This window comes from Bradyrhizobium sp. WSM1417 (assembly GCF_000515415.1).
Taxonomy (GTDB): Bacteria; Pseudomonadota; Alphaproteobacteria; order Rhizobiales; family Xanthobacteraceae; genus Bradyrhizobium.
This window is the reverse complement of the sequence record NZ_KI911783.1, coordinates 7,035,203-7,057,091: the sequence shown is the minus strand read 5'-3', so window position 1 is coordinate 7,057,091 and position 21,889 is coordinate 7,035,203. Positions and strand designations below refer to the sequence as shown.

27 protein-coding genes are annotated in these 21,889 nt (G+C 64.4%); 14 read left to right on the top strand and 13 right to left on the bottom strand.

What is annotated here, in order from left to right; genetic code table 11:
• Nucleotides 1-3: 3 nt before the first annotated feature.
• Both BRA1417_RS0134570 and BRA1417_RS0134565 read left to right on the top strand, forming a co-directional pair.
• Nucleotides 4-1,650: a GMC family oxidoreductase gene (locus tag BRA1417_RS0134570; RefSeq protein ID WP_027519720.1), complete on the top strand. Its 1,647-nt coding sequence runs from the start codon at nucleotides 4-6 to the stop codon at nucleotides 1,648-1,650.
• Nucleotides 1,651-1,743: 93 nt separating this feature from the next.
• Nucleotides 1,744-2,061: an immunity 53 family protein gene (locus BRA1417_RS0134565; RefSeq protein ID WP_027519719.1), complete on the top strand. Its 318-nt coding sequence runs from the start codon at nucleotides 1,744-1,746 to the stop codon at nucleotides 2,059-2,061.
• Nucleotides 2,062-2,939: 878 nt separating this feature from the next.
• Here the strand turns inward: BRA1417_RS0134565 and BRA1417_RS0134560 are convergent.
• Together BRA1417_RS0134560 and BRA1417_RS0134555 are read right to left on the bottom strand one after the other, a co-directional pair.
• Entirely contained in the window at nucleotides 2,940-3,782 is an 843-nt protein-coding gene (locus tag BRA1417_RS0134560) for a MoxR family ATPase (protein WP_027519718.1), read from the bottom strand.
• Nucleotides 3,783-3,887: 105 nt separating this feature from the next.
• Nucleotides 3,888-4,133 (bottom strand): GlsB/YeaQ/YmgE family stress response membrane protein, encoded by a 246-nt coding sequence (locus tag BRA1417_RS0134555; protein ID WP_027519717.1) that lies wholly within the window; start codon nucleotides 4,131-4,133, stop codon nucleotides 3,888-3,890.
• Nucleotides 4,134-4,256: 123 nt separating this feature from the next.
• Here BRA1417_RS0134555 and BRA1417_RS0134550 point away from each other — a divergent pair, with 123 nt between their 5' ends.
• The 3 genes from BRA1417_RS0134550 (at nucleotide 4,257) to sseA (ending at nucleotide 6,980) form a co-directional block, all read left to right on the top strand.
• Nucleotides 4,257-5,432 carry a VWA domain-containing protein gene (locus tag BRA1417_RS0134550; protein ID WP_018454121.1) on the top strand — a complete coding sequence of 392 codons (1,176 nt, stop codon included), beginning with the start codon at nucleotides 4,257-4,259 and terminating at the stop codon, nucleotides 5,430-5,432.
• A 56-nt stretch (nucleotides 5,433-5,488) separates the two neighbouring features.
• Nucleotides 5,489-5,902, top strand: a complete 414-nt coding sequence (locus tag BRA1417_RS0134545) for a rhodanese-like domain-containing protein (protein ID WP_027519716.1) — start codon at nucleotides 5,489-5,491, stop codon at nucleotides 5,900-5,902.
• Nucleotides 5,903-6,116: 214 nt separating this feature from the next.
• Nucleotides 6,117-6,980 (top strand): 3-mercaptopyruvate sulfurtransferase, encoded by an 864-nt coding sequence (gene sseA, locus BRA1417_RS0134540; RefSeq protein ID WP_027519715.1) that lies wholly within the window; start codon nucleotides 6,117-6,119, stop codon nucleotides 6,978-6,980.
• A 181-nt stretch (nucleotides 6,981-7,161) separates the two neighbouring features.
• Here sseA and BRA1417_RS0134535 read toward each other — a convergent pair whose 3' ends face one another.
• Nucleotides 7,162-7,998 carry a hypothetical protein gene (locus BRA1417_RS0134535; protein ID WP_027519714.1) on the bottom strand — a complete coding sequence of 279 codons (837 nt, stop codon included), beginning with the start codon at nucleotides 7,996-7,998 and terminating at the stop codon, nucleotides 7,162-7,164.
• Nucleotides 7,999-8,318: 320 nt separating this feature from the next.
• Between BRA1417_RS0134535 and BRA1417_RS0134530 the strand changes: the two genes are divergently transcribed.
• Nucleotides 8,319-9,506, top strand: a complete 1,188-nt coding sequence (locus tag BRA1417_RS0134530; protein WP_027519713.1) for a L,D-transpeptidase — start codon at nucleotides 8,319-8,321, stop codon at nucleotides 9,504-9,506.
• Between the two features lie 167 nt (nucleotides 9,507-9,673).
• Nucleotides 9,674-10,642, top strand: a complete 969-nt coding sequence (locus BRA1417_RS0134525; RefSeq protein ID WP_027519712.1) for an NAD(P)-dependent oxidoreductase — start codon at nucleotides 9,674-9,676, stop codon at nucleotides 10,640-10,642.
• 4 nt (nucleotides 10,643-10,646) lie between these two features.
• On the opposite strand, the gene BRA1417_RS0134520 is transcribed toward BRA1417_RS0134525, so the two are convergent.
• Together BRA1417_RS0134520 and BRA1417_RS0134515 are read right to left on the bottom strand one after the other, a co-directional pair.
• Nucleotides 10,647-11,609: a D-2-hydroxyacid dehydrogenase family protein gene (locus BRA1417_RS0134520; protein WP_027519711.1), complete on the bottom strand. Its 963-nt coding sequence runs from the start codon at nucleotides 11,607-11,609 to the stop codon at nucleotides 10,647-10,649.
• Between the two features lie 104 nt (nucleotides 11,610-11,713).
• Nucleotides 11,714-11,929 carry a hypothetical protein gene (locus BRA1417_RS0134515; RefSeq protein ID WP_027519710.1) on the bottom strand — a complete coding sequence of 72 codons (216 nt, stop codon included), beginning with the start codon at nucleotides 11,927-11,929 and terminating at the stop codon, nucleotides 11,714-11,716.
• A 232-nt stretch (nucleotides 11,930-12,161) separates the two neighbouring features.
• Between BRA1417_RS0134515 and ettA the strand changes: the two genes are divergently transcribed.
• Nucleotides 12,162-13,811 (top strand): energy-dependent translational throttle protein EttA, encoded by a 1,650-nt coding sequence (gene ettA, locus BRA1417_RS0134510; protein ID WP_027519709.1) that lies wholly within the window; start codon nucleotides 12,162-12,164, stop codon nucleotides 13,809-13,811.
• Nucleotides 13,812-13,818: 7 nt separating this feature from the next.
• Nucleotides 13,819-15,045 carry a lytic murein transglycosylase gene (locus tag BRA1417_RS0134505; protein ID WP_027519708.1) on the top strand — a complete coding sequence of 409 codons (1,227 nt, stop codon included), beginning with the start codon at nucleotides 13,819-13,821 and terminating at the stop codon, nucleotides 15,043-15,045.
• Between the two features lie 88 nt (nucleotides 15,046-15,133).
• Here the strand turns inward: BRA1417_RS0134505 and BRA1417_RS0134500 are convergent, their stop codons facing one another.
• Nucleotides 15,134-15,418 carry a hypothetical protein gene (locus BRA1417_RS0134500; RefSeq protein WP_007613695.1) on the bottom strand — a complete coding sequence of 95 codons (285 nt, stop codon included), beginning with the start codon at nucleotides 15,416-15,418 and terminating at the stop codon, nucleotides 15,134-15,136.
• Nucleotides 15,419-15,630: 212 nt separating this feature from the next.
• Complete coding sequence (locus BRA1417_RS0134495; protein WP_027519707.1) at nucleotides 15,631-15,975, bottom strand: hypothetical protein; 345 nt, start codon at nucleotides 15,973-15,975, stop codon at nucleotides 15,631-15,633.
• A gap of 135 nt (nucleotides 15,976-16,110) precedes the next feature.
• Here BRA1417_RS0134495 and BRA1417_RS0134490 point away from each other — a divergent pair, with 135 nt between their 5' ends.
• From BRA1417_RS0134490 to bfr, 3 genes are all read left to right on the top strand, one after another.
• Entirely contained in the window at nucleotides 16,111-16,410 is a 300-nt protein-coding gene (locus tag BRA1417_RS0134490) for a hypothetical protein (RefSeq protein ID WP_027519706.1), read from the top strand.
• Between the two features lie 162 nt (nucleotides 16,411-16,572).
• Nucleotides 16,573-16,845, top strand: coding sequence for a bacterioferritin-associated ferredoxin (locus BRA1417_RS0134485; RefSeq protein ID WP_027519705.1), 273 nt, complete (start codon nucleotides 16,573-16,575; stop codon nucleotides 16,843-16,845).
• A 133-nt stretch (nucleotides 16,846-16,978) separates the two neighbouring features.
• Nucleotides 16,979-17,467, top strand: a complete 489-nt coding sequence (gene bfr / locus BRA1417_RS0134480; protein ID WP_018454135.1) for a bacterioferritin — start codon at nucleotides 16,979-16,981, stop codon at nucleotides 17,465-17,467.
• Nucleotides 17,468-17,552: 85 nt separating this feature from the next.
• Here the strand turns inward: bfr and BRA1417_RS0134475 are convergent, their stop codons facing one another.
• The 4 genes from BRA1417_RS0134475 to BRA1417_RS0134460 form a co-directional block, all read right to left on the bottom strand.
• The gene (locus BRA1417_RS0134475; protein ID WP_027519704.1) at nucleotides 17,553-18,155 is read right to left on the bottom strand and encodes an MSMEG_1061 family FMN-dependent PPOX-type flavoprotein; all 603 of its coding nucleotides are present in this window, start codon (nucleotides 18,153-18,155) and stop codon (nucleotides 17,553-17,555) included.
• A gap of 31 nt (nucleotides 18,156-18,186) precedes the next feature.
• Complete coding sequence (locus BRA1417_RS0134470; protein WP_027519703.1) at nucleotides 18,187-18,621, bottom strand: DoxX family protein; 435 nt, start codon at nucleotides 18,619-18,621, stop codon at nucleotides 18,187-18,189.
• A gap of 41 nt (nucleotides 18,622-18,662) precedes the next feature.
• The gene (locus BRA1417_RS0134465; protein WP_027519702.1) at nucleotides 18,663-19,007 is read right to left on the bottom strand and encodes a hypothetical protein; all 345 of its coding nucleotides are present in this window, start codon (nucleotides 19,005-19,007) and stop codon (nucleotides 18,663-18,665) included.
• Nucleotides 19,008-19,152: 145 nt separating this feature from the next.
• Entirely contained in the window at nucleotides 19,153-20,244 is a 1,092-nt protein-coding gene (locus tag BRA1417_RS0134460; RefSeq protein WP_027519701.1) for an alpha/beta fold hydrolase, read from the bottom strand.
• Between the two features lie 125 nt (nucleotides 20,245-20,369).
• On the opposite strand from BRA1417_RS0134460, the gene BRA1417_RS0134455 reads away from it, so the two are divergent.
• Both BRA1417_RS0134455 and BRA1417_RS0134450 read left to right on the top strand, forming a co-directional pair.
• Complete coding sequence (locus tag BRA1417_RS0134455) at nucleotides 20,370-20,636, top strand: DUF2277 domain-containing protein (RefSeq protein WP_027519700.1); 267 nt, start codon at nucleotides 20,370-20,372, stop codon at nucleotides 20,634-20,636.
• Between the two features lie 96 nt (nucleotides 20,637-20,732).
• Complete coding sequence (locus tag BRA1417_RS0134450) at nucleotides 20,733-20,948, top strand: hypothetical protein (RefSeq protein ID WP_027519699.1); 216 nt, start codon at nucleotides 20,733-20,735, stop codon at nucleotides 20,946-20,948.
• Between the two features lie 9 nt (nucleotides 20,949-20,957).
• On the opposite strand, the gene BRA1417_RS0134445 is transcribed toward BRA1417_RS0134450, so the two are convergent.
• Nucleotides 20,958-21,473 (bottom strand): collagen-like protein, encoded by a 516-nt coding sequence (locus tag BRA1417_RS0134445; protein WP_027519698.1) that lies wholly within the window; start codon nucleotides 21,471-21,473, stop codon nucleotides 20,958-20,960.
• A 112-nt stretch (nucleotides 21,474-21,585) separates the two neighbouring features.
• Complete coding sequence (locus tag BRA1417_RS0134440) at nucleotides 21,586-21,834, bottom strand: helix-turn-helix domain-containing protein (protein WP_027519697.1); 249 nt, start codon at nucleotides 21,832-21,834, stop codon at nucleotides 21,586-21,588.
• Between the last annotated feature and the right edge of the window lie 55 nt (nucleotides 21,835-21,889).

Below are 21,889 nucleotides of genomic sequence, written 5' to 3'. Positions count from 1 at the left end.
ACCATGGACAGATTTGATTATGTGATCGTCGGCGCGGGCTCCGCCGGTTGCGTGCTCACCAGCCGGCTGAGCGAAGACCCTGCGACCAGCGTCTGCGTGCTCGAGGCGGGCCCGAGCGACTGGCATCCCTACATCCATCTGCCGGCCGGTTTCATCAAGACCTTCCACATGAAGAGCATCAACTGGGCCTACCAGCAGGAGGTCGGGCCCTGGACCGGCGGGCGCAGCATCTACGCGCCGCGCGGCAAGACGCTCGGCGGCTCGTCCTCGATCAATGGCCATATCTACAATCGCGGCCAGCGCATGGATTTCGACACCTGGGCGCAGATGGGCAATCGCGGCTGGGGCTATGCCGACGTGCTGCCCTACTTCCGGCGGCTGGAGAAGCGCGTCGGCGAAGGCGAGGACATTTATCGCGGCCGCGACGGCAATCTCACCGTTACCACGATGAACTGGCGCGATCCGCTTTGCGAAGCCTTCATGGAAGGCGCGGTCTCGCTCGGCATCCCTCGCAACCCCGACTACAACGGCAAGACCCAGGAAGGCGTCTCCTATTGCCAGCGCACCATCGATAGGGGCTTGCGCGTCTCCGGCGCCACCGCGTTTCTCAAGCCCGCGATGAAGCGTCCGAACGTGCATGTCCACACCCACGCGCACGCCACCGAGATCATCTTCGAGGGCAAGCGCGCCGTCGGCGTGCGCTACATGAAAGGCGGCTCGGGCGGAACGCCGGTGGAAGTGCGCGCCAACAAGGAAGTGATCCTCTCCGGCGGCACCTATAATTCGCCGCAGCTCTTGCAGCTCTCCGGCATCGGCTCGCCAGATTTGTTGAGCGCCCACGGCATCGCCGTGCGTCACGCACTTCCGGTCGGCGAAGGCTTGCAGGATCATTATGCGCCGCGCACGGTCGCGCGAGTCAAGGACATCAGGACCATCAACGAGCTTCGCCGCGGCTGGCGTCTCTGGGTCGAGGCAATGAAATGGGCCACCGCGCGCAAAGGCCTGCTGTCGCTGTCGCCGACCATGGTCTATTGCTTCTGGCACTCCGGCGAGAGCGCGGAAAGCTCCGACCTCCAGCTCACCTTCACGCCGGCGAGCTACAAGGAAGGCGTGCAGGGCCAGCTCGAGGACGAGCCCGGCATGACGGTGGCCTCCTGGCAGCAGCGCCCCGAGAGCCGCGGCTATGTCCGGATCCGCTCGTCTGATCCGTTCGCGCCGCCGATCATCCAGACCAATTATCTCGACGCCGAGCTCGACCGCCGCGTCATCGTCGGCGGCATGAAGCTCGCGCGCCGGCTTTTGAAGAGCGCGCCGCTGTCGCCCTATTACGCCTACGAGGATTTCCCGGGTCCTGACATCAACACCGACGACGAGTTCTTGGCCGCCGCCACCGAACGCGGCACCACCACCTTCCACCCCGGCTGCACCTGCCGCATGGGCCCGGCGGATTCCACCTGGGCGGTGGTCGACGACCAGCTCCGCGTTCACGGGTTGCTAGGTCTGCGCGTCATCGACGCCTCCGTGATGCCGCGCATGATCTCGGCGAACCTCAATGCCTCGACCATGATGATCGCCGACCGCGCCTCGGACCTCATCCGCGGCAAGCAGCCGATGGAAGCCGCGCGGGTACCGGACGCGGCAGTGGCGTGAGGTGCGGAAGGCGGGTTACGTTGGCGGACTGCGCTTCGCGCCGCCTTCGCCTAACTAACCCTACGAGTTCATCAGCCAACGGATAGAAATCCGATGCGGGACGCAGGCAACGTGCTTGAACGACTGGAGCGCTGGTACGCGGCTCAATGCAATGAGGATTGGGAGCATACCTACGGCGTAAAAATCGACACCCTCGATAACCCTGGTTGGTCCTTCAAGGTCGACCTAACCGACACTTATCTCCTTGGTCGCAGCTTTGAGAAGGTTCAAGAGGGGCAGAATGACGACCATGCGGACTTCCTTTACTGGGAGGTCAAGGATCGGCAATTTGTCGGCTATTGCCCTCCTCATCGACTACGTGAAGTGATTTCTATTTTCCTCAGCTGGGCCGAAGGCCCGCCTGCCAGGTAGAACCAGCTACAGGCGCATGTGGATGACGTCCTCTCGAGCACACGGAGCCATCCTCCTCTCACGAAAATTTATCTGCGTTCGAACGGCAGCCCGGCCCGCCTAGGCGAAACACCCCGTCAATCCCTTTCCGCAAAAATATTTCGCTTTACCGAAATTCGGAATTGCGGCATAAGTCGAAACAGCCCGGCCTACGGAAGAGGGGCGGTTCGCGAGTCGTTCGAAACGCGGGCCGGGTTGCGGTGGACGCGGCAGCGTCGTGCGCGAGAGGCGTGGGCAGGGCGGGTAGTCCCTGTGAGCCCGAGGCTTCGTGCGGACGAGCGGCGCCGAAGTCCGGCGAAGCCTCTTGGCGAAGCCGGATGAGCTGCGTACGGCAACCGTGTGGTCCTGGCCGTCGTTGCTACGGTCAAGCCTTTGCGGAGATGTGCGCGAGCCCAACCGGGCGGACGGCATCGTCAATTCGCGGGGCGAGGGAGGCCAGAAGGAAAGTTCGGCTCCCGGGAGAGCACGGCATAAGCCGTCCGACCACTGCGCAGGGAAGGCCGTGTGTTGGGCTACACCTGTATGCCGCTGTGCAGTCCTTTTGCGCTACATGCGCACAGCGGACCGTGGGTGCCAGCCGGCACCCGGCCTTCCCTGCGCCCTCTTTGTTTACGGGCGCGATGGAGAGAGCATAGCTCGGGCGAAATGCGCCGCGAGGATGCGTAGGCGTGTCTGACCACGCACTCGCGGTCATCGCCCGCGAAGGCGGGCGATCCAGTATTCCAGAGGCGGTTGTGATTGAACCGAGAGGCCGCGGCGTACTGGATTCCCCGCTTGCGCGGGGAATGACACCGGAGACTGAAGCAAACAGCGGATCGCTATTGCGAGACAGTTTGCGCCTAAACTTCCCTTCTGCTCAGGAACGCCAATCGCTCGAACAGATGCATGTCCTGCTCGTTCTTGAGCAGCGCGCCGTGCAGCGGCGGAATCAGCTTGCGCGGATCGCGCTCGCGCAACTGCTCGACGCTCATGTCTTCGTTGAGCAGCAGCTTGAGCCAGTCGAGCAGCTCCGAGGTCGACGGCTTCTTCTTCAGGCCGGGCACTTCGCGGACCTCGAAGAAGATGCGCAAGGCTTCCTCGACCAGCCGCTTTTTGATGCCGGGGAAGTGGACGTCCACGATCCGGGTCATGGTGTCGGCGTCGGGGAATTTGATGTAGTGGAAGAAGCAGCGGCGCAGGAACGCGTCCGGCAGCTCCTTCTCGTTATTGGAGGTAATCATCATGATCGGGCGCTGCTTGGCCTTGATCGTCTCGCCGGTCTCGTAGACATGGAATTCCATGCGGTCAAGCTCGAGCAAAAGATCGTTCGGGAATTCGATGTCGGCCTTGTCGATCTCGTCGATCAGCAGCACCGGGCGCTGCTCGGCGGTGAAGGCATCCCACAGCTTGCCGCGCTTGATGTAGTTCTTGATGTCGGACACGCGCGCATCGCCGAGCTGGCTGTCGCGCAGGCGCGACACCGCATCGTATTCGTAGAGGCCCTGCTGCGCCTTGGTGGTGGACTTGATGTGCCAGGTCAGAAGCGGGGCGTTCAGCGCCTTCGCCACTTCCTCCGCCAGCACCGTCTTGCCGGTGCCGGGCTCGCCCTTGATGAGCAGCGGGCGCTCCAGCACGATCGAGGCGTTGACCGCGACCTTCAGATCGTCGGTCGCAACATAGTCCTTGGTGCCGGTAAATTTCATCGTGCGTCCTTGTTGGTCGTCGTCCCAGGAATTGCCAGTTTCATGACCCTGGTCCAACAAACGGAACGGCCGCGCGTGGCGGCCGTTCCTGGTTCAGTCAGGCTTTCAGACCCGTTTTATCAGCGAAAGGATGACGAGCACAATCACCGCGCCGATGGTCGCATCCACGATGGCCCCGACCGTGCCGGTTGCGAGCTGGATATGCAGCTGAGGCAGAACCCAGCTCGCCACGAGCGCACCGATGATGCCGACGACGATGTTGCCGATCAGCCCAAATCCCGCCCCATGGACAATCTTGCCGGCAAGCCAGCCTGCGATCGCGCCAATGATGAGCGCTGCGAGAATTCCCATTGCAAACGTCCCCAAAACAACCCCGTGAGACCGCCAATTCTAGAGCAAAAAGCCTCCCGGTCCAGCGCAGAGCAGTGGCCTCCGCCCCTTGACGTTCGCCCCCCGACGGGCAATCTGTCACCCATGTTCCTGCAATTCTTCACTTCTCTGCGCGACGCGCAGGTCCCCGTGACGCTGCGCGAATACCTCACGCTGATGGAGGCGCTCGACGCCGACCTCGCGGACTACTCGGTCGAGAATTTCTACTATCTCTCGCGCACCTCGCTGGTGAAGGACGAGCGCAACCTCGACAAGTTCGACCGCGTCTTCGGCACCGTCTTCAAGGGGCTGGAAAGCCTGCTCGACGCCATGGAGGGGGCCGAGATCCCCGAGGAGTGGCTGAAGAAGCTGGCCGAGAAATACCTGACCGACGAAGAGAAGAAGCAGATCGAGGCCATGGGCTGGGACAAGCTCATGGAGACGCTGAAGAAGCGCCTCGAGGAGCAGAAGGGGCGCCATCAGGGCGGCTCGAAGTGGATCGGCACCGCCGGCACCTCGCCGTTCGGCGCCCATGGCTACAATCCCGAAGGCATCCGCATCGGGCAGGACAAGAACCGCAACAACCGCGCCGTCAAGGTGTGGGACAAGCGCGAGTTCAAGGATCTCGACGGCAATGTCGAGCTCGGCATCCGCAACATCAAGGTGGCATTGCGCCGCCTGCGCAAATTCGCGCGCACCGGCGCGCCCGACGAGCTCGATCTCGACACCACCATCCGCGAGACCGCCAATCACGGCTATCTCGACGTGCACATGCGGCCCGAGCGGCGCAACGCGGTGAAGCTGCTGGTGTTCTTCGACATCGGCGGCTCGATGGACGCGCATATCGAGCAGGTCGAGGAGTTGTTCTCGGCGGCGAAGAGCGAGTTCAAGCACATGGAGTATTTCTACTTCCACAACTGCCTCTATGAAGGCGTGTGGAAGCAGAACAAGCGCCGCTTCACCGACCGCACGCCGACCTGGGACGTGCTGCACAAATACCCGCACGACTACAAGATCGTGTTCGTCGGCGACGCCTCTATGTCGCCCTACGAGATCATGGTACCCGGCGGCTCGGTCGAGCACGTCAACGAGGAGCCCGGCTCGGTCTGGCTCGATCGCATCATCCGCACCTATCCGCATTCGGTGTGGCTCAACCCTGTGCAGCAGAAGCACTGGGACTATTCGGAATCCACCACCATCATCAAACGCATCTTCGCCAACCGCATGTACCCGATCACGATCGAGGGGCTCGAGGGTGCGATGAAGGAATTGACGCACTGATTGCACGTGCCGTCGATGCGGACCGTCGCGCAACAGTCGACAAGAGGGAGAACCACGTGCCCCAGACCATCACCCGCGGCATCAAGGCGCTGATCGACGAGGCCAATGCCGAGATCGAGACGCTCACCGCCAAGGACGCCATCGAGATCTCCAAGAGCGGCGACGTCGTCATCGTCGATATCCGCGATCCCCGCGAGATCGAGCGCGACGGCCGCATCCCCGGCGCGTTCGCCTGCACCCGCGGCATGCTCGAATTCTGGATCGATCCGCAGAGCCCTTATGCGAAGCCGGTGTTCCAGGAGGAAAAGAAGTTCGTCTTCCATTGCGCCGGCGGCTTGCGCTCCGCCCTCGCCGCCAAGACCGCGCAGGACATGGGCCTCAAGCCCGTCGCCCACATCGCTGGCGGCTATGCCGCCTGGCGCGATGCCGGCGGCCCGGTCGAGCAGTGGGAGCCGAAGAAGAAGGGGTGAGGGCCTCGCTCTCTCCACTCGTCATTCCCCGCGAAAGCGGGGAATCCAGTACGCCGCGGGCTCTCGGTTGAAGCACAATCGTCTCGGCGTACTGGATCGCCCGGTCCTGGTGCGCAATTGCGCACTGGCCGGGCGATGACAGCGGAATTTGCCGCGCGCCGTATCAACCTCTCTCGCGCTGCGCGCGCACCGTAATGACTGCAAGGAAAAGCCAATGACCACCCCCACCGATCCCCTCGTCTCCACCGAATGGCTCGCCGCCCACACCAACGATGCCAACGTCAAGGTGCTCGACGCCAGCTTCAAGCTGCCGGGCGTGCTGCCGCTGCCGAAGGACGATTACCTCGCCGCCCATCTGCCGGGCGCGGTGTTCTTCGACGTCGACGCGGTCTCGGACCATTCCAACCCGCTGCCGCACATGTATCCGAGCGCCGAGCAGTTCGGCCGCGACGTCGGTCATCTCGGCATCTCCAATGCCGACACCGTCGTGATCTACGATGCCGGCGGCTGGGTCGCTGCTCCCCGCGCGTGGTGGATGTTCCTGGCTTTCGGCCACGGCAATGTGCGCATCCTCAATGGCGGCCTGAAGAAGTGGCGCGCCGAGGGGCGTCCGGTCGAGAGCGGCGAGGCGAAGCCGAAGCCGGCGACATTCAAGGCGAGCTACGATTCAAAGCGCGTGCGCAGCATGCAGCAATTGATCGCCAACGTCGAAAGCCAGGCCGAGCAGGTGATCGACGCGCGCGCCGCCGACCGGTTCGAGGGCCGGGCGCCGGAGCCGCGCGCGGGCATCCGCTCCGGCCATATCCCGGGCGCGCGCAACGTGCCCTACAATCTCCTGTTCGACGCCGCGACCGGCACGATGAAGCCGCTCGATGATCTCCGCGCTGCTTTCGCGAACGCCGGCGTCAAGCTCGATGCGCCGATTGTGACGAGCTGCGGCTCCGGGGTCTCTGCCGGCGTGCTGACGCTGGCGCTCTATCGCCTCGGCATCACCGACACCGCGCTCTATGACGGCTCGTGGTCGGAATGGGGTCAGGAAAAGGGACCGCCGATCGCGACGGGGCGGGCGGGAGGCTAGCGCACTCGCTGTGCCTCGCTGATGGTGTGCCCCCTCGCCCCGCCCTTGCGGGGAGAGGGTTGGGGTGAGGGGCCTCTCTCCGCACCATCAGATTATCGAATGACCTGTACCCCCTCACCCGGAATCCGCGCTGCGCGCGAATCCCGACCTCTCCCCGCGAGCGGGGCGAGGTGAAGAGGGGTCAACGCGCTCGGGTCGTCGTTGCGGCGAGCGTGGGTTGCGGTTGTCCGAACGGATCGAGTTGCTGAACCGGCGGCGGCGGACGCCGGACAATGCGGCGGCGCTTCTTCACGCGATGCGCCCGCGGCTTGGTCGCCTTGCTCTCTGGCGAATTGCTGTCGGCCTTAGAGTCGGCCTTGGCCTTCGCCGGCGGATCCTTCCAGGCCGTGGTCGCCAGGTCGTTCAATGCTGCGAACTTCGCGCTCGCCATGTCGAACGTGGACGAAGCCGAGGCTCCGCTGGGGGCGGCAGGTGCTGGTTTGCTCGTGAGAGCGATCGAAACCGGCTTGGCCTCGGCGATGGATGCGCTGGCGTCGGCCGGAGTAAGCGTGTTGCTCGAGGCGGGCGCGGCGGCGTCCGTCGTCGTCTCGGCCTTGGTCTCCGCATTGGCCGGTTCGGCCGGGAGGTCAGCCGAAGCTGCAACGACCTGCGGCTGACCGTCGGTCTCGGTCGTCAGCGCGACGACAGGTTCAGGCTCGCTCATCGGCAGTGCGATGGTCGGGACTTGATCGCGCAGCGACGGCGTCGGATCGGTGGCTGCTTCCGGCTCGGCGCGCAGGACCGCGAGCACCGGCTGGGCCGGTTCGGGAGCTTGTGCAAACACCTGCTCCTGCGGACCATTCCGCCAGGAGGGGTTGCTGACATACTGCTCGTGGCTCGCCCGCAGCAGCGCGGCGGCGCCCAGGCCGAATACCAGGATGGAGGCTGACAGCAGGATCGCGGCAAACAGGAAGCGAAAGCCGGGAAGCATCGAGGGATTGCGAATTTCCGCCCCGGCGGCGAAGTGGCCAGGGCCCATGAGCCATCTGAACGCGGTGACGGTACTGCTGCCGCGTTCGCCACGCGGGGATCGAAGCTCAAAGCGGAGGCGAATCAGGCTGATTCGAACATACCGCAACGATTCCGCGCCGTTCCGTAAAAAACGGAGCCGGCGACTCCGGCGATCTCGGGCGTGGGCCGATTTTCGCCCCGTGATGCAAGCAGGCAACGGTAGTCTTGCGGATCACAAATCGGCAAATCAGGCACAAATCCGCCTGTAATGTCTTGAATGTGCCGCTATCTTCCGTCATCTGGCCGTTAACGGTCCGGACGGGGCCCGGGGACTATACAAGAGCGATGATGATCAAACATTTTCTGACGATATGCGCTGCCGCAACAGTCGCTGCGGCGGGAACCTCGCTCGCACAGGCCCAGAGCTATCCGGTCCAGCAGGCGCCGAGCTATGGCGCGCCGGCCGAATATCGGCCCGGCGACCGCGCGCCGAATTTCGACGCTATGGACGATGAAGACGATTCGATGCCGCAGGCAGTGCTGCCGCCGCCCGGCCCGGATCCGCGCTACGGCCGTCCGCCCAGCGCTCCCCCGGTGTATTCCGCCGCGCCGCCGCAGGGTCCGGTGATGTCGCCCGATGATCCCCGTTATGGCCGCCCCGCCGGCGCCCCCGTCTACTCGGCCGCGCCGCCGCAGGGGCCCGTGACGTCGCCCGACGATCCGCGCTACGGCCGCCCTGGCGGCCCGCCCGCGGTGATCTACGCCGATCGTCCGGCTCAGGCGCCCGGCAGTGACGGCCTGCGTCCGCCCGAGGCCGTCGGTGGTTCCGGCGCGACCGGAACGGTCCAGGCCGGGCAGCCGCCCGTGGGTGCCGACGGCCGGCCGATGGCGATCGCCTCGCTCCCGCCCGAGGAGCAGCCTGACGCTGCTCCGGCGCAGCTGCCGCAGAACCTGCGCCGTCAGGAGGTCTCGCTGGCAACCAAGGAGCCGGCCGGAACGCTCATCGTCGATACCCCGAATACCTACCTTTATTACGTGCTCGGCAACGGCCGTGCGATCCGCTACGGCGTCCGCGTCGGCCGCGACGGCTTCACCTGGACCGGCGTGCAGAAGATCACTCGCAAGGCCGAGTGGCCGGATTGGCATCCACCGACGGAAATGATCGAGCGCCAGCCCTATCTGCCGCGCTTCATGGCCGGCGGTCCCGGCAATCCGCTCGGCGCCCGCGCGATGTATCTCGGCTCGACCGTCTACCGCATCCACGGCACCAACCAGCCCTCGACCATCGGCAAATTCGTGTCCTCCGGCTGCATCGGCATGCTGAACGAGGACGTCTCCGACCTGTTCGATCGTGTCAAGGTCGGCACCCGCGTGGTCGTGATGCCGGGTGGTCCGCCGCCGGGAACTGCGACCGCATCCGCCGCGCCGGTGCCCGGCGCTGCCGGCCCCGCTCCGATGGCCGCACAGGCCGGCCCGGTCGGAGGCACCCAGCCGACAGTGGTGCCGCCGCTGCCCGCTCCGGTCACCGTGCGCTGAACCGGCCTCACAAGAATTGATCTGGTTACGGCGTGTGGCCTTCGGTCACGCGCCGTCATCATTTGACGCATGCGCGCATGTCTCGCTTGCGTGTGCGCATGCCTTGCTTGAACCGCTGCGCACCTCGATTACGTCCGGGAGGATTGCAACGAATTGAGGAGCACAGGATGCGCATTTTTGTTGCGGGCGCGACCGGCGCGGTCGGTCAGTATCTTGTTCCGGCGCTGGTCGCCGCGGGTCATTCGGTGATCGGCACGACACGGAGTGCGGCAAAAACAGACTTTGTGCGGCGATTGGGTGCGGAGCCGGTCGTCGCCGACGGCCTCGATGCCGACAGCATGCGCGCTGCAGTAATTGCGGCAAAGCCCGACGCCGTCATTCACCAGATGACAGATCTCGCGGCCGCCACGGACCTCCGCCATTTCGATCGGGCTTTCAAGCGAACCAACGAGCTTCGCACCCGCGGAACCGACATTCTGCTCAACGCCGCGCGCGAGGCCGGCGCCAGGCGCTTCATCGCGCAAAGCTTCTGCGGCTGGACCTTCAGTCGCGCCGGAGGAACGGTGAAGACCGAGACCGATGAGCTCGACCCGCATCCGCCGCGAGAGCTGCGACGCACGCTTGAGGCAATCCGGTATCTGGAGCGAAGCGTCACCGCTTCGACGACGCCGGAGGGCATCGTGCTGCGCTCTGGATTCTTCTATGGACCCGGTACCGGCACGCTCTCGCCGGCGATGATCGACCAGCTGCGCCACCGGCGTGTGCCGGTGATCGGCGATGGCGGCGGCACGTGGTCGTTCATTCACACCGAAGATGCCGCCTCTGCCGCGCTCGCCGCGCTTGAACGCGGACGCGCCGGCAGCATCTACAATATCGTCGACGATCATCCGGCGCAGGTGAAGGACTGGTTGCCCGCGCTGGCCGAATTGCTCGGTGCCAAGCCGCCGCGTCACATTCCCGCCTGGCTCGGGCGCCTGCTTGCGGGCGAGCATATGGTTGCGATGATGACGGAGGTGCGCGGAGCCTCCAACGGCAAGGCCAAGCGCGAGCTCGGCTGGCTGCCGGCGCATGCCTCCTGGCGCGACGGTTTTGCCGACGCGGCACGGCAGCCCACCAGCCACCGCTCGGCGGCCTGAGGCTTCAGGCCAGCTTCCGCGGCAGCTCGCTGCCCTTGGTGAAGGCGTCGATCGCCTCGACCATCTGGCCGTAATGGATGCGCAAGCCGTCCTCGGTGGCGTAGCCGAGATGCGGCGTCAGCACGAGATTGTCGAGCTTGCGGAAGGGATGGTCCGTCGGCAGCGGCTCGACCGAGAATACGTCGATGCCGGCGCCTGCAATCCTCTTCTGCTGCAACGCCTCGAGCAGCGCCAGCTCGTCCACGATCGGGCCGCGCGCCGTGTTGACGAGGAAGGCCGTCGGCTTCATCCGCGCGAGATCGGCAGCCCCGACCAGCCCGCGCGAGCGCTCGCTCAGCACCACATGGATGCTGACGATATCGGCCTTGGCGAACAGCTCCTCCTTGGTGGCGTAGCCGACGCCGGCGTCCTTGCACTTCTCCGGGGTCAGGTTCGGGCTCCAGGCGATCACGTTCATGCCGAACGCCTTCGCGATTTCAGCCATCTTGCTGCCGAGCTTGCCGAGCCCGACGACGCCGAGCGTCAGTCCCTCGATCTCGACGCCGGCAAAGGCCTGCCAAGGCTCGCCCGCATGCATGCGCGCGTTCTCGCGGCCGATGCCGCGGGTCAGTTCCAGGATCAGGCCCATGGTCAGGGGCGCGGTCGGATCGCGCGAATATTGCGTGCCGCCGATCGTGACGCCCCGCGCCTTGGCGGCCTCCATGTCGATCGAGGCGTTGCGCATGCCTGATGTCAGCAGCAGCTTCAGCTTCGGCAGGCTCTCGAACAGGCTCTTCGGGAACGCGGTGCGCTCGCGCATCGCGCAGACGATCTCGAAATCGGCCAGTGCGCTCGCCGCAGCCTGCTCGGAGGCGAAGGGATGGCTGAACACGGTGACGTCGATCCGGTCGGACAGGCTTTGCCAATCGGCGACGTCGAGGGCGAGGTTGAAATAGTCGTCGAGAATTGCACAGCGCAGCCGCGTCATCAGCGTTCTTCCATGGCGAGAGGTGGAACCAGGCCATGGTTGCGCGCAATCAGGACCGTGCGCAAGCCGTTCGCGTCTTCAAAAATCCGACAGCTGATAAAGACTCAGAGGTCGCGGGGCTTGAGCCGGAACGGCGCATTCATGCCGTGCTTGGCGCGCCAGGCGGGGCCGGGGCCGCGCATGTAATGCAGTTCGGGCCGGTAGGGATTGAAAGCGGTGGCAAAGAAGCGCTTCCAGAAGCCCTTGATCTCCGAGGCAAATGCGGAGGCGCTGCCGGCTTCCGCCGGAACGGGAAGGGAATGGGTCTCGATCATGGCCATGACGCTGTCTCGCTATGCTCCCGTTCATTCTGAGCGGGTGGCGCTGTTTCCGCGCGAAAACGAGCTTTGGCCTGATTTATTAAAAGATGGTTTCAATTGTCCGGATCGGCGGCGGGATGGTGTCCGTCCCGTATTCATCCGTGGTGAACGGAGGGAAAACATTGCCCTTTGGGGGCGGGATCGCTACATCGGCGGCAAGCAAATTTCCTCAAATCGAAGGTTTTCGGGACCGATGGCGCGCCAGTTCATCTATTTCATGCAGGGCCTGACCAAGAGCTACCCGACCCGGAAGGTGCTCGATAACATCCATCTGAGCTTCTACCCGGACGCCAAGATCGGCGTGCTCGGTGTCAACGGCTCGGGCAAGTCGACGCTGCTCAAGATCATGGCCGGCCTCGACAAGGAATATAACGGCGAGGCCTGGGTCGCCCAGGGCGCCCGCGTCGGCTATCTCGAGCAGGAGCCGCATCTTGATCCGGCATTGAGCGTGCGCGAGAACGTCATGCTGGGCGTTGCGAAGCAGAAGGCTATCCTCGATCGCTACAACGAGCTGGCGATGAACTACTCCGAGGAGACCGCCGACGAGATGACCAAGCTGCAGGACGAGATCGAGGCCCAAGGCCTCTGGGATCTCGACAGCAAGGTCGACCAGGCCATGGACGCGCTGCGTTGTCCGCCCGACGATGCCGACGTGTCGAAACTCTCCGGCGGTGAGCGCCGCCGTGTCGCGCTGTGCAAGCTGCTGCTCGACCAACCTGAGTTGTTGCTGCTGGACGAACCGACCAACCATCTCGACGCGGAATCGGTGTCGTGGCTGGAAGGTCATCTGCGCAACTATCCCGGCGCGATCCTGATCGTCACCCATGACCGCTACTTCCTCGACAACGTCACGAGCTGGATTCTCGAACTCGATCGCGGCAAGGGCATTCCCTACGAGGGCAATTACTCGTCCTGGCTGCAGCAGAAGCAGAAGCGGCTCGAGCAGGAGGGCCGCGAGGACGCTGCGCATCAGAAGACGCTGGCCCGCGAGCAGGAATGGATCGCGTCCTCGCCGAAAGCCCGCCAGGCCAAGTCCAAGGCGCGTTATCAGCGCTATGACGAGCTGCTGAAGCAGGCGAGCGAAAAGCAGACCCAGACCGCGCAGATCACGATTCCGGTGGCCGAGCGCCTAGGGCAGAACGTGGTCGACTTCGAAGGGCTCAGCAAAGGTTTCGGCGATCGCATGCTGATCGACGATCTCACTTTCAAGCTGCCGCCCGGCGGTATCGTCGGCGTGATCGGCGCCAACGGCGCCGGCAAGACCACGCTGTTCAGGATGATCACCAAGCAGGAACAGCCGGACAAGGGCACCATCACGGTCGGCGAGAGCGTTCATCTCGGTTACGTCGACCAGTCGCGCGACGCGCTCGATGGCAGCAAGAACGTGTGGGAGGAGATCTCCGGCGGCAACGAGCTGATCCTGCTCGGCAAGAGGGAAGTCAATTCACGCGGCTATTGTTCGTCGTTCAACTTCAAGGGCGCCGACCAGCAGAAGAAAGTCGGCGCGCTCTCCGGCGGTGAACGCAACCGCGTGCACCTTGCAAAAATGCTGAAATCCGGCGCCAACGTTCTGCTGCTCGACGAGCCGACCAACGACCTCGACGTCGACACGCTGCGTGCGCTCGAAGAGGCGCTAGAGGATTTCGCCGGCTGCGCCGTCATCATCAGCCATGATCGCTGGTTCCTCGATCGCATCGCGACCCACATCCTGGCCTTCGAAGGCGACAGCCATGTCGAATGGTTCGAGGGCAACTTCCAGGACTACGAGAAGGACAAGATGCGCCGGCTCGGCCAGGACAGCATCATCCCGCACCGCGTGAAGTACAAGAAGCTGACGCGGTGATCCCAGCATGATGCGGCGGGTGCTCATAGCTGCGGTGATCGCCGTCACCTGCGGCCTGTCGCCCGCCCGCGCTGCCGACGCCGCCTTCACGCAGTTCATCGCCTCGCTGTGGCCGGAGGCGGAAGCTGCCGGTGTGTCGCGCGCGACGTTCGAGCGAGAGACGCGCGGCCTCGAGCCTGACTACAAGCTGCCGGATCTGATCCTGCCGGGGCGGCCCGCGACCGGGGCGCCGTCACAGGCCGAGTTCGTGCAGGTGCCGGCCGACTATGTCAGGGAAGCCTCGATCGCGCGGCTTGCGGGCGAGGGGCAGCGGCTGCTGCAGAAATATCGTCAGGCCCTGACCGAGATCGAGAAGAGCTCCGGCGTGCCGGCCACCGTCATGCTGGCGATCTGGGGCCGCGAGACCGACTATGGCCGCTACACACTGCCCTACGATCTCGTCCGTGTGCTGGCGACGCAGGCCTATGTCGGCCGCCGCAAGGACACCTATCGCAACGAGTTCATCCTCTCGCTGAAAATTCTCGGTGACGGCGTGGTGACACGCAAGGACATGCGCTCGTCCTGGGCCGGCGCGACCGGGCTCACGCAATTCCTGCCGTCCGAATATTACAAGCACGGCGTCGATTTCGACCGCGACGGCCGCATCGACATCTGGCATTCGGTGCCCGATGCGCTGGCTTCCGCCGCGCAGCAGCTCGTCAACAAGGGCTGGCAGAGCGGCGTGCGCTGGGCTTACGAGGTGCAGGCACCGGCCAAGGTCGATTGCACCGCTGGCGTGCCCGAGGTGACGAAGCCGATCGGACAGTGGCTGCGCGAAGGCTTTGTGCCGGTGCGTGGACAAAAGCTCACTGCCGCCGAGCAGGCGCAGCCGGCCTCGCTGCTGCAACCGGAAGGGATCTACGGCCCGTCCTTCCTGACCACGAAGAACTACTTTGTCATCAAGGAATACAATTTCTCCGATCTCTATGTGCTGTTCGTCGGCCATCTCGCCGACCGCATGACGAGCCCGCAACCGTTCGCGACGCCGTGGTCTGCCTCGAAGCAATTGCGAACCAGGGATGTCGAGGCGATGCAGCGCGGGCTCACGCGCGTCGGGCTCTACAAGGACAAGATCGACGGCAAGGCCGGCATGCAGACGCGCGCTGCGCTCGGCGCCTACCAGAAGTCCGCAGGCCTCAAGGTCGATTGCTGGCCGAGCGAAGAGGTGCTGCGCTCGATCCAGGCGACGCGATAGGCGCGCAGGGCTGGCTAAAAGAAAAAAGCCCGGCCGAGGTGCTCGGCCGGGCTTCGATCGCGGCGCTCATGAGCGCCGTGCGATCAGATCAGTAGCAAACGCGAACCGGGCGGACGGTCCAGCCGTAGCCATCCCAGTAGCGCTGGCGCTGCCAGTAGCAGGGCGGCGGCGGCGGGCCGGGCTCGGCCACATAAACCGGTCCACCATAGGCGGGACGGCTCGATGCGATGGCGCCGCCGACGATCGCGCCGCCGATCAGGCCGGCTGCGATGCCGACGCCGACGCCGTCATGGGCCTGGGCGGACGGCGTGGCGGTCACCAGCGAACCGGCGATCGTCGCAACCGTAAGGGCGGCAACTAAAGTCTTCTTCATACTCTTGGCTCTCCTGAGAGATGGATGCTCCTTGTTAGGAGCGTCCGGGGTTCAAAGGTTCACGCAGACTCTGATGGAATTGGCCTTGCAGCTAGGAAGCGCGCAAATGGTCAATCCGCGGTAAACGCGCACGGAGCTGTGACGAGAAAAAGCGGTCTTTTTCAGGCCCCTGGATGAACGGCGCAGCTGGAATCAACCGGCTTGCGGCGACTTCAGCCACAGACTCTCGCGCGGCGGACGCGCCAGGCGTAACCGTCCCAGAAACGCTGCTTCTGCCAAACGCAGCCGTTGCCGTAATAGTCGTCGGCGACGTAGCCCGGGCCCGGCGCGTAGTAGCGCGGCGGATAGTAGCCGGGGCCATATCCCGGACCATATGCGTAGCCGGGGCCGGGGCCCGGTCCGTAATAGTACGGAGAGGCCAGCGCCCCACCGACAATGGCACCGCCGATGATCCCGGCCGCCACGCCCGCGGCGACGCCGCGTTGCGCCTGGGCTGGTGTAACGGCGCTAAGGGCCATAGCGGCGACGGCAGCGATTGCCAGGAGCGACTTCTTCATTGACTGACCTTTCGAGCAAACACACGGGAACTCTTTTGGGGGTAAAGTTCCATATTTCCTTTGAATGATCAATGAACGGCACCTTTGCCGGGGGCGACCAATTAACATGGACCGCAGCTCAGCCAGGGGAAGGCGATGATGGGCAACGCGATGATAAATGCACTGATCGCTGCCGGGATCGTCTCCGCGATCGGCTACGGCTGGATCACCCATCTCCAGAACCGCGGCCAGCGGCGCTCCCGCGCCGGGGCCAGCGGCAATAGCGGTGGCGACACCTCCGCGGGCACGAGCGACGGCTTCTCATTGGGGAGCTGGTTCTCCAGCGACAGTTCCGGCAGCGCGACCGACGGCGGCAGCTGTTCCAGCAGCGACAGCGGCAGCAGTGGCGGGGATTGCGGGGGCGGCGGCGATGGTGGAGGCGGCGGGGGCGACTAGATCCGCCGCAATCTTGATCCAGCGCAAGGCCCTATTTTAGAGCCGTTCTAGGCTGTTTCCGGGCTAGTTTGGAATAGCTTCAAATTCCGCTTTTTCCTTTTGCATCCGGCCGGCCCCTTAAATATCGATGATGGCGCATCACCAAAAGGGCCTGCCGCTTCCATGATCGTTTGTTCCTGTAACGTGCTGAGCGATGACGACATCCGCGCCGCCGTCGCCGAGTCCGACGACGCCGTGCGCCATGCCAAGCAGGTCTATGGATGTCTCGGCTGTAGCGCCGAATGCGGCCGCTGCGCCCGGACGATCAAGACCATTATCGATGAAGCGCTCGGCCCCTGTGCCTCGTCCTGCTGCTCCGGCTGTCCGCACAATCACAGTGTGGCCGCCAATGACGAGACGGCCCAGCTGGCCGAGTTCGCCCTCGCGGCCTGCTGAAATCTTCCGCAACCCTGACTGAGCTTTTCCCCGGCTGCGTCCCCGTAGCCGATTGCTCCAGTCTTCAAACTCATTTAGAAGCGTTCTAAATTCGGTTTACGGCCGATTTGGACTGCAAGAGCTGGAGTGAACCATGCAGGGCGACGCAAAAGTTATCGATTATCTCAACAAGGCACTGCGTCACGAGCTGACTGCGATCAACCAGTATTGGCTGCACTACCGCTTCCTCGACAATTGGGGCCTGCGGGACATGTCCAAGGTGTGGCGCAAGGAGTCCATCGAGGAGATGGAGCACGCCGACAAGCTCACCGAGCGGATCCTGTTCTTCGACGGCTTCCCGAACATGCAGGTGCTCGATCCCTTGCGTATCGGCCAGAACGTCAAGGAGATCATCGAGTGCGATCTCGCCGCCGAGATGAGCGCGCGGGCGCTCTACCAGGAAGCGGCGACCTACTGCCACAGCGTCAAGGACTACGTCACACGCGACCTGTTCGAGAAGCTGATGAGCGACGAGGAGCACCACATTGACTTCCTCGAGACCCAGCTCGACCTGATCGGCCGCATCGGCCTCGAGCTCTATACCCAGAAGCACGTTGGTGGGCTCGAGGGCGACGGGCACTAGTTCGGCGTGTTATCGCTGCCACAAACTCCGTGCCGGTCTGATGCGCAATTGCGCGCCAGGCCGGGACGACAGTCCAGGACGCCAGCTACAACTGCGTCTTGTAGAGCTCTTCCACGATCTCCTGACTCTGCGGCTCACCAAGGCCGGTCTGCTCGTGGACCACCTCGACGATGCTCGGCATTACCGAGCGCGGCACCTTCTCGGATGACCACAGCTTCGAGCGCATCAGTGCCTTGCCGCAGTGGAAATAGACTTCGCTGACGGCGATGTTCAGCACCGCGCGCGGCGACTTGCCGAACTCCACCATCGAGGCGAGCAGGTCCGGATCGGCCGACAGCGTACCGCGGCCGCCGACGCGCAGCGTCTCGTCGATGCCGGGGACGAAGAACAGCAGATGCACGAAGCCCGAGCCCTCCACCACATTCCGAAAACTGTCGATCCGGTTGTTGCCGGAGCGATCAGGCATCAGCAGCTGGTTGGGGCCGGCGACGTGGACGAAGCCAACGCCGCCGCCGCGTGGTGAGGCATCGACGCTGCCGTCGGCTCCCGACGTCGCGAGCACGCAGAACGGCGACATCTCGATGAATTTCTTCGCGTGCGCATCGATCGCGGGGCGCGCTTTCGCGATCACGCGCGGGCTCGGCTGGGCATAGATGGTGGCGAGGTCTTCGGCGCAAAGATCAGTCACGAAGGTCTCCCTGGTGGAATGTCTGAGAATATCATCTCCCAGCGCGATCGCTATCCCCCTTGTCACGCCGCCGCGGCCAGTCGATCACGCCAGCGCAGTACAAAGCCCACCAGATCAGCACCGGCTGCAGCGCCAGCCGCGGCCCGTGATAGAGCCAGCTGGTGGGGATGGGTGGAAGGTCGATGCCCTCCAGGGCATGCTTGATGTTGGCCGGCCATACGCAAAGCGCATAGAGCGCGAGCGCAACGCCCGCCCACCAGCGCAGCGGCTTCGTCACCAGCGCAATTGCGCCTGCGATCTCGCACACGCCAGTGATGAGGATCAGCTGTGTTGCAAAAGGAACCCAGGCCGGCGTCATCGCAAGCAGCTTGTCGGGGACCCGCAGATGCGCGATGCCAGCCGCGATGTAGAACGCTGCCAGCACAAAGCGCATGACCGCGCGCGTTCGGTCGTTCGCAGGAGCCATCGGCCGAACTAGCACGCGCGACGCCGAGGCGCTATCGCGCGCTACACCGCATCGGCCGGCACGAAGCAACTGATGATGATGGCGCCGCGGTGACGGACGTACCACACCACGGCCTGGCCGACCGGATTGCCGCGGTCGCGGATGATGGCGCGCTCGGGCACCTCCATCCATTGTCCCTCGATCGGCACCCAATAGGCGCCGCTGCGCACGTCGTACTCGGTGCGATGGCCGTCGGAAACGTCGCAGCAAGGCACGCCGTTCGGTGCGATCACGCTCTTGAACCAGGCGCGGATGTCGGGCGGGACGTGATCATATTGCCCGTTGTCGAACGCGAACGCGGCGCCCGTCAGCGCCGCCAGCCAAACGCACAGTACGAGCCTGTGCATGCGATCCTCCTCATCGCGTGTCGTGCCATTGGCGCGCGATTGTCCCGCGCGTCGATTCGGACATCGACGCAATTAAGCCCGAGCAGCCGGCGTAATGCATGCTCAAATAATATGCGGGCTAGATGGCCGTTGATGCGATGCAAAATCAGCGGCGCGCAGATTCGATCGTTTGCTGCGGCGCGGCTTGCAGAAACTGCCGGACCTGCTCGCTGTAGAATTTTGCGTTCCCGGTGGTGCCGTGGCCGCGCGTCTCGGTGCTGGCCGGGATGAGATACAGTTTGCCGTTCTTGACCCGCGTCATCGCAGCGTCCGTGATGCCGGTCTCCGGCGGGTTGCGCTCGTCATCGGCGGAATTGATCAGCAGCAGCGATGCTTCGATGGCCTCTAGCTTCTCGCCGGCATTGTAGTCATGCGAAGACTCCCACTGGTAGACGAAGTCGTTGGCATCTGCCGTGATCGGCATGGCCAGCCGCTCGTCGACGATCTTATCGGCCTTCGCCGCCGTCGGCGCCTGCGATTGATAGGCCAGCGTTCCACCGATGCTCGCGATGCCGTAGGCGGTGATGGCGTATTTCATCATGCGCGGCTGGCCGGTGTAATTGCCGGCATTGTAGTCGGGATCGCTGCGGATGGTGTCGAGCATGATCCGCCGCAGCATCCAGTTGCGCGACGCCATCTCGGTCGGCTGCGAGGCCATCGGGATCAGCGCGTCCATCGCCTTCGGATATTTCTCGCCCCACAGCCAGGTGTGCATGCCGCCCATCGAATTGCCGATGACCAGCCGCAGGTGCTTGACTCCGAGCCCTTCCGTCACCAGGCGATACTGGGCCTCGACCATGTCGTCGTAATCGTATTTCGGGAAGCTCGTCTTCATCCCGTCGGACGGTTTTGACGATTTGCCATGACCGATATTGTCGGGGATGATGATGTAATATTTGGAGGCATCCAGTGGCTGCCCCGCGCCGAACAGCTCGCCGGCAAAGGCGGGTGACAGCATGCTCGCGCCCGAGCCGCCGGTGCCGTGCAGCACAAGGACCGGCTCGCCGCCCGGCTCACCCACCGTGGTGTAGTGCAGCTTCAGCTCCGGCATGGTCTCGCCGGTGTGGAACTTGAAATCCCTGGCGACCCAGTCGCCCTGTTTCGGCGCCGGATAGTCGGCCGCCCATGCGGACGTCGAGATGGCCGACAAAGAGACGGACAACAGAATGGCTGACAGCGGCGCGCAAGAAGCTTTCATGTCTATTTCCCCCGTGCGGCTCTGGTCGGCGGCCGCGTTGCGGCGGAACTTAGCAGAACTGTCCGGAAGGATGTAGGATTTCGTTTTCGCCGGTCGTCCTTGGGGGAAAGGTCAGGAGAGACTGCATGTGCCGCAACATCAAGACGCTGTTTAACTTCGAGCCGGAGGCGACGGAGGATGAGATACACGCCAGCGCGCTCCAGTTCGTTCGAAAGCTGTCCGGCTTCAACAGACCGTCGCAGGCCAACGAGGCGGCCTTCGACCGTGCGGTGGCGGAGGTCTCGGAGGCTGCGCGAAAGCTCCTGACGTCGCTGCATACCCATGCTCCGGCGCGCGATCGTAAGGTCGAAGCGGAAAAGGCCAAGGAACGTTCGCGGCTGCGTTTCGGTTAGGCGGCTCGAACGTCTGTTCCGTGACCTGGCTCACGGTGGAAGCGGCCTCAACGTGCGATGATGTTCGCCGGGCTTTTGACACGCCGGAGCACCACCATGACCCGCCCTCTTCTTCCGCTGAAAGCAGGTGCCATCGTCTTCACGCTGCTGTGGACCGCGTGGATGACGTGGTGGAGCGGCTCGTTCTCGAGCGCGAACGTTGTGATCCTGGCCTTGTGCGGCGCAGCGGTCGGCTATCTCTGGTACCGCGCCATGCGCTGGCAGTTCGAGCGCATGGGCATGCTGCCGCGACGGGAGAATGGGACGAAATAGATTCGTCTGTCAGTCCTTGTGGCCGTGCTTCTTCTTTTTCTTCTTTTTCCTGTGATCGCCTTCGCTGCCGTCGTCCTCGTCACCGAAGGGCGCGTCGTCGGTTTCCTGCACGGCTGCTTCCAGCGCCTCGCGCTCGGCGGCTTCACGCTCGCGCTGGCGGCGGCGCTCGTCCCAGGCGTCGAACAGCTGATCGAGCCACGGCAGCACCTGCTCGATCGACGGCAATGGGCCGGGCGGACCGGGCTCGCCGCGCGGGCCTTGCGGCCCCGCCGGTCCTTGCGGTCCGACAGGTCCTTGTGCACCGGCCGCCCCGCGCGGTCCGGCTTCGCCCTGCTTGCCTTGCGGACCGGGCTTGCCCAGCGGTCCAGCCTTCCCGATCGGACCCGGCTTGCCCTGCGGACCCGGCTTGCCACGCGCGCCATCCGGCCCGCGCTTGCCTGGATGACCCTGCGGTCCCGGCCGCCCCGGTTCGCCCTGCCGTCCGCGCGGTCCCTGAGGTCCCTGCCGTTTTGGTTCGTCTGCCACGCCGCTGCTCCCTTGACCGGAAGCAAGCTAATTAGCGGCGTTTGACGACAGCGGCAATTCCGCCCGGACAGCGCGCCGGCTCGATCAACACCAATCGACCGCACGTCGCACGCTAGTCGTGGTAGGCCGGCACCTCGATGCCGGAGGCGGCGTAGAGCCTGATCTTGTTGCGCAGCGTGCGCACCGAGAGGCCGAGCACGCGCGATGCGCGCGTGCGATTGCCGTCGCAGCGTGCGAGCGTCTGGAGCACGAGCTCGCGCTCGACCTCGTCGACGGTCGCGCCGATCAGCAGCGGAACGATCTGGTTCGGTGAAAGGAAATATGCGCCCGGTTCGGACGCAGCGACATGAACAGTGGTCATCGACACACTCCCCGATCAACGCCCGCTTCCGTCTTTGGAAGCGGATCGAGAACAA

Excerpts from the sequence above, each read along its gene's own strand:
- BRA1417_RS0134565 (WP_027519719.1), top strand. The coding sequence starts at position 1,744 with ATGCGGGACGCAGGCAACGTGCTTGAACGACTGGAGCGCTGGTACGCG.
- BRA1417_RS0134555 (WP_027519717.1), bottom strand. The coding sequence starts at position 4,133 with ATGGGAATTCTCGCAGCGCTCATCATTGGCGCGATCGCAGGCTGGCTT.
- BRA1417_RS0134500 (WP_007613695.1), bottom strand. The coding sequence starts at position 15,418 with ATGAAGAAGACTTTAGTTGCCGCCCTTACGGTTGCGACGATCGCCGGT.
- ettA (WP_027519709.1), top strand. The coding sequence starts at position 12,162 with ATGGCGCGCCAGTTCATCTATTTCATGCAGGGCCTGACCAAGAGCTAC.
- BRA1417_RS0134450 (WP_027519699.1), top strand. The coding sequence starts at position 20,733 with ATGACCCGCCCTCTTCTTCCGCTGAAAGCAGGTGCCATCGTCTTCACG.
- BRA1417_RS0134520 (WP_027519711.1), bottom strand. The coding sequence starts at position 11,609 with ATGACGCGGCTGCGCTGTGCAATTCTCGACGACTATTTCAACCTCGCC.
- BRA1417_RS0134550 (WP_018454121.1), top strand. The coding sequence starts at position 4,257 with ATGTTCCTGCAATTCTTCACTTCTCTGCGCGACGCGCAGGTCCCCGTG.
- BRA1417_RS0134530 (WP_027519713.1), top strand. The coding sequence starts at position 8,319 with ATGATCAAACATTTTCTGACGATATGCGCTGCCGCAACAGTCGCTGCG.
- BRA1417_RS0134470 (WP_027519703.1), bottom strand. The coding sequence starts at position 18,621 with ATGGCTCCTGCGAACGACCGAACGCGCGCGGTCATGCGCTTTGTGCTG.
- BRA1417_RS0134525 (WP_027519712.1), top strand. The coding sequence starts at position 9,674 with ATGCGCATTTTTGTTGCGGGCGCGACCGGCGCGGTCGGTCAGTATCTT.
- BRA1417_RS0134455 (WP_027519700.1), top strand. The coding sequence starts at position 20,370 with ATGTGCCGCAACATCAAGACGCTGTTTAACTTCGAGCCGGAGGCGACG.
- BRA1417_RS0134535 (WP_027519714.1), bottom strand. The coding sequence starts at position 7,998 with ATGGGCCCTGGCCACTTCGCCGCCGGGGCGGAAATTCGCAATCCCTCG.
- BRA1417_RS0134560 (WP_027519718.1), bottom strand. The coding sequence starts at position 3,782 with ATGAAATTTACCGGCACCAAGGACTATGTTGCGACCGACGATCTGAAG.
- BRA1417_RS0134515 (WP_027519710.1), bottom strand. The coding sequence starts at position 11,929 with ATGGCCATGATCGAGACCCATTCCCTTCCCGTTCCGGCGGAAGCCGGC.
- BRA1417_RS0134490 (WP_027519706.1), top strand. The coding sequence starts at position 16,111 with ATGATGGGCAACGCGATGATAAATGCACTGATCGCTGCCGGGATCGTC.
- BRA1417_RS0134440 (WP_027519697.1), bottom strand. The coding sequence starts at position 21,834 with ATGACCACTGTTCATGTCGCTGCGTCCGAACCGGGCGCATATTTCCTT.
- BRA1417_RS0134485 (WP_027519705.1), top strand. The coding sequence starts at position 16,573 with ATGATCGTTTGTTCCTGTAACGTGCTGAGCGATGACGACATCCGCGCC.
- BRA1417_RS0134465 (WP_027519702.1), bottom strand. The coding sequence starts at position 19,007 with ATGCACAGGCTCGTACTGTGCGTTTGGCTGGCGGCGCTGACGGGCGCC.
- BRA1417_RS0134495 (WP_027519707.1), bottom strand. The coding sequence starts at position 15,975 with ATGAAGAAGTCGCTCCTGGCAATCGCTGCCGTCGCCGCTATGGCCCTT.
- bfr (WP_018454135.1), top strand. The coding sequence starts at position 16,979 with ATGCAGGGCGACGCAAAAGTTATCGATTATCTCAACAAGGCACTGCGT.
- BRA1417_RS0134505 (WP_027519708.1), top strand. The coding sequence starts at position 13,819 with ATGATGCGGCGGGTGCTCATAGCTGCGGTGATCGCCGTCACCTGCGGC.
- sseA (WP_027519715.1), top strand. The coding sequence starts at position 6,117 with ATGACCACCCCCACCGATCCCCTCGTCTCCACCGAATGGCTCGCCGCC.
- BRA1417_RS0134460 (WP_027519701.1), bottom strand. The coding sequence starts at position 20,244 with ATGAAAGCTTCTTGCGCGCCGCTGTCAGCCATTCTGTTGTCCGTCTCT.
- BRA1417_RS0134570 (WP_027519720.1), top strand. The coding sequence starts at position 4 with ATGGACAGATTTGATTATGTGATCGTCGGCGCGGGCTCCGCCGGTTGC.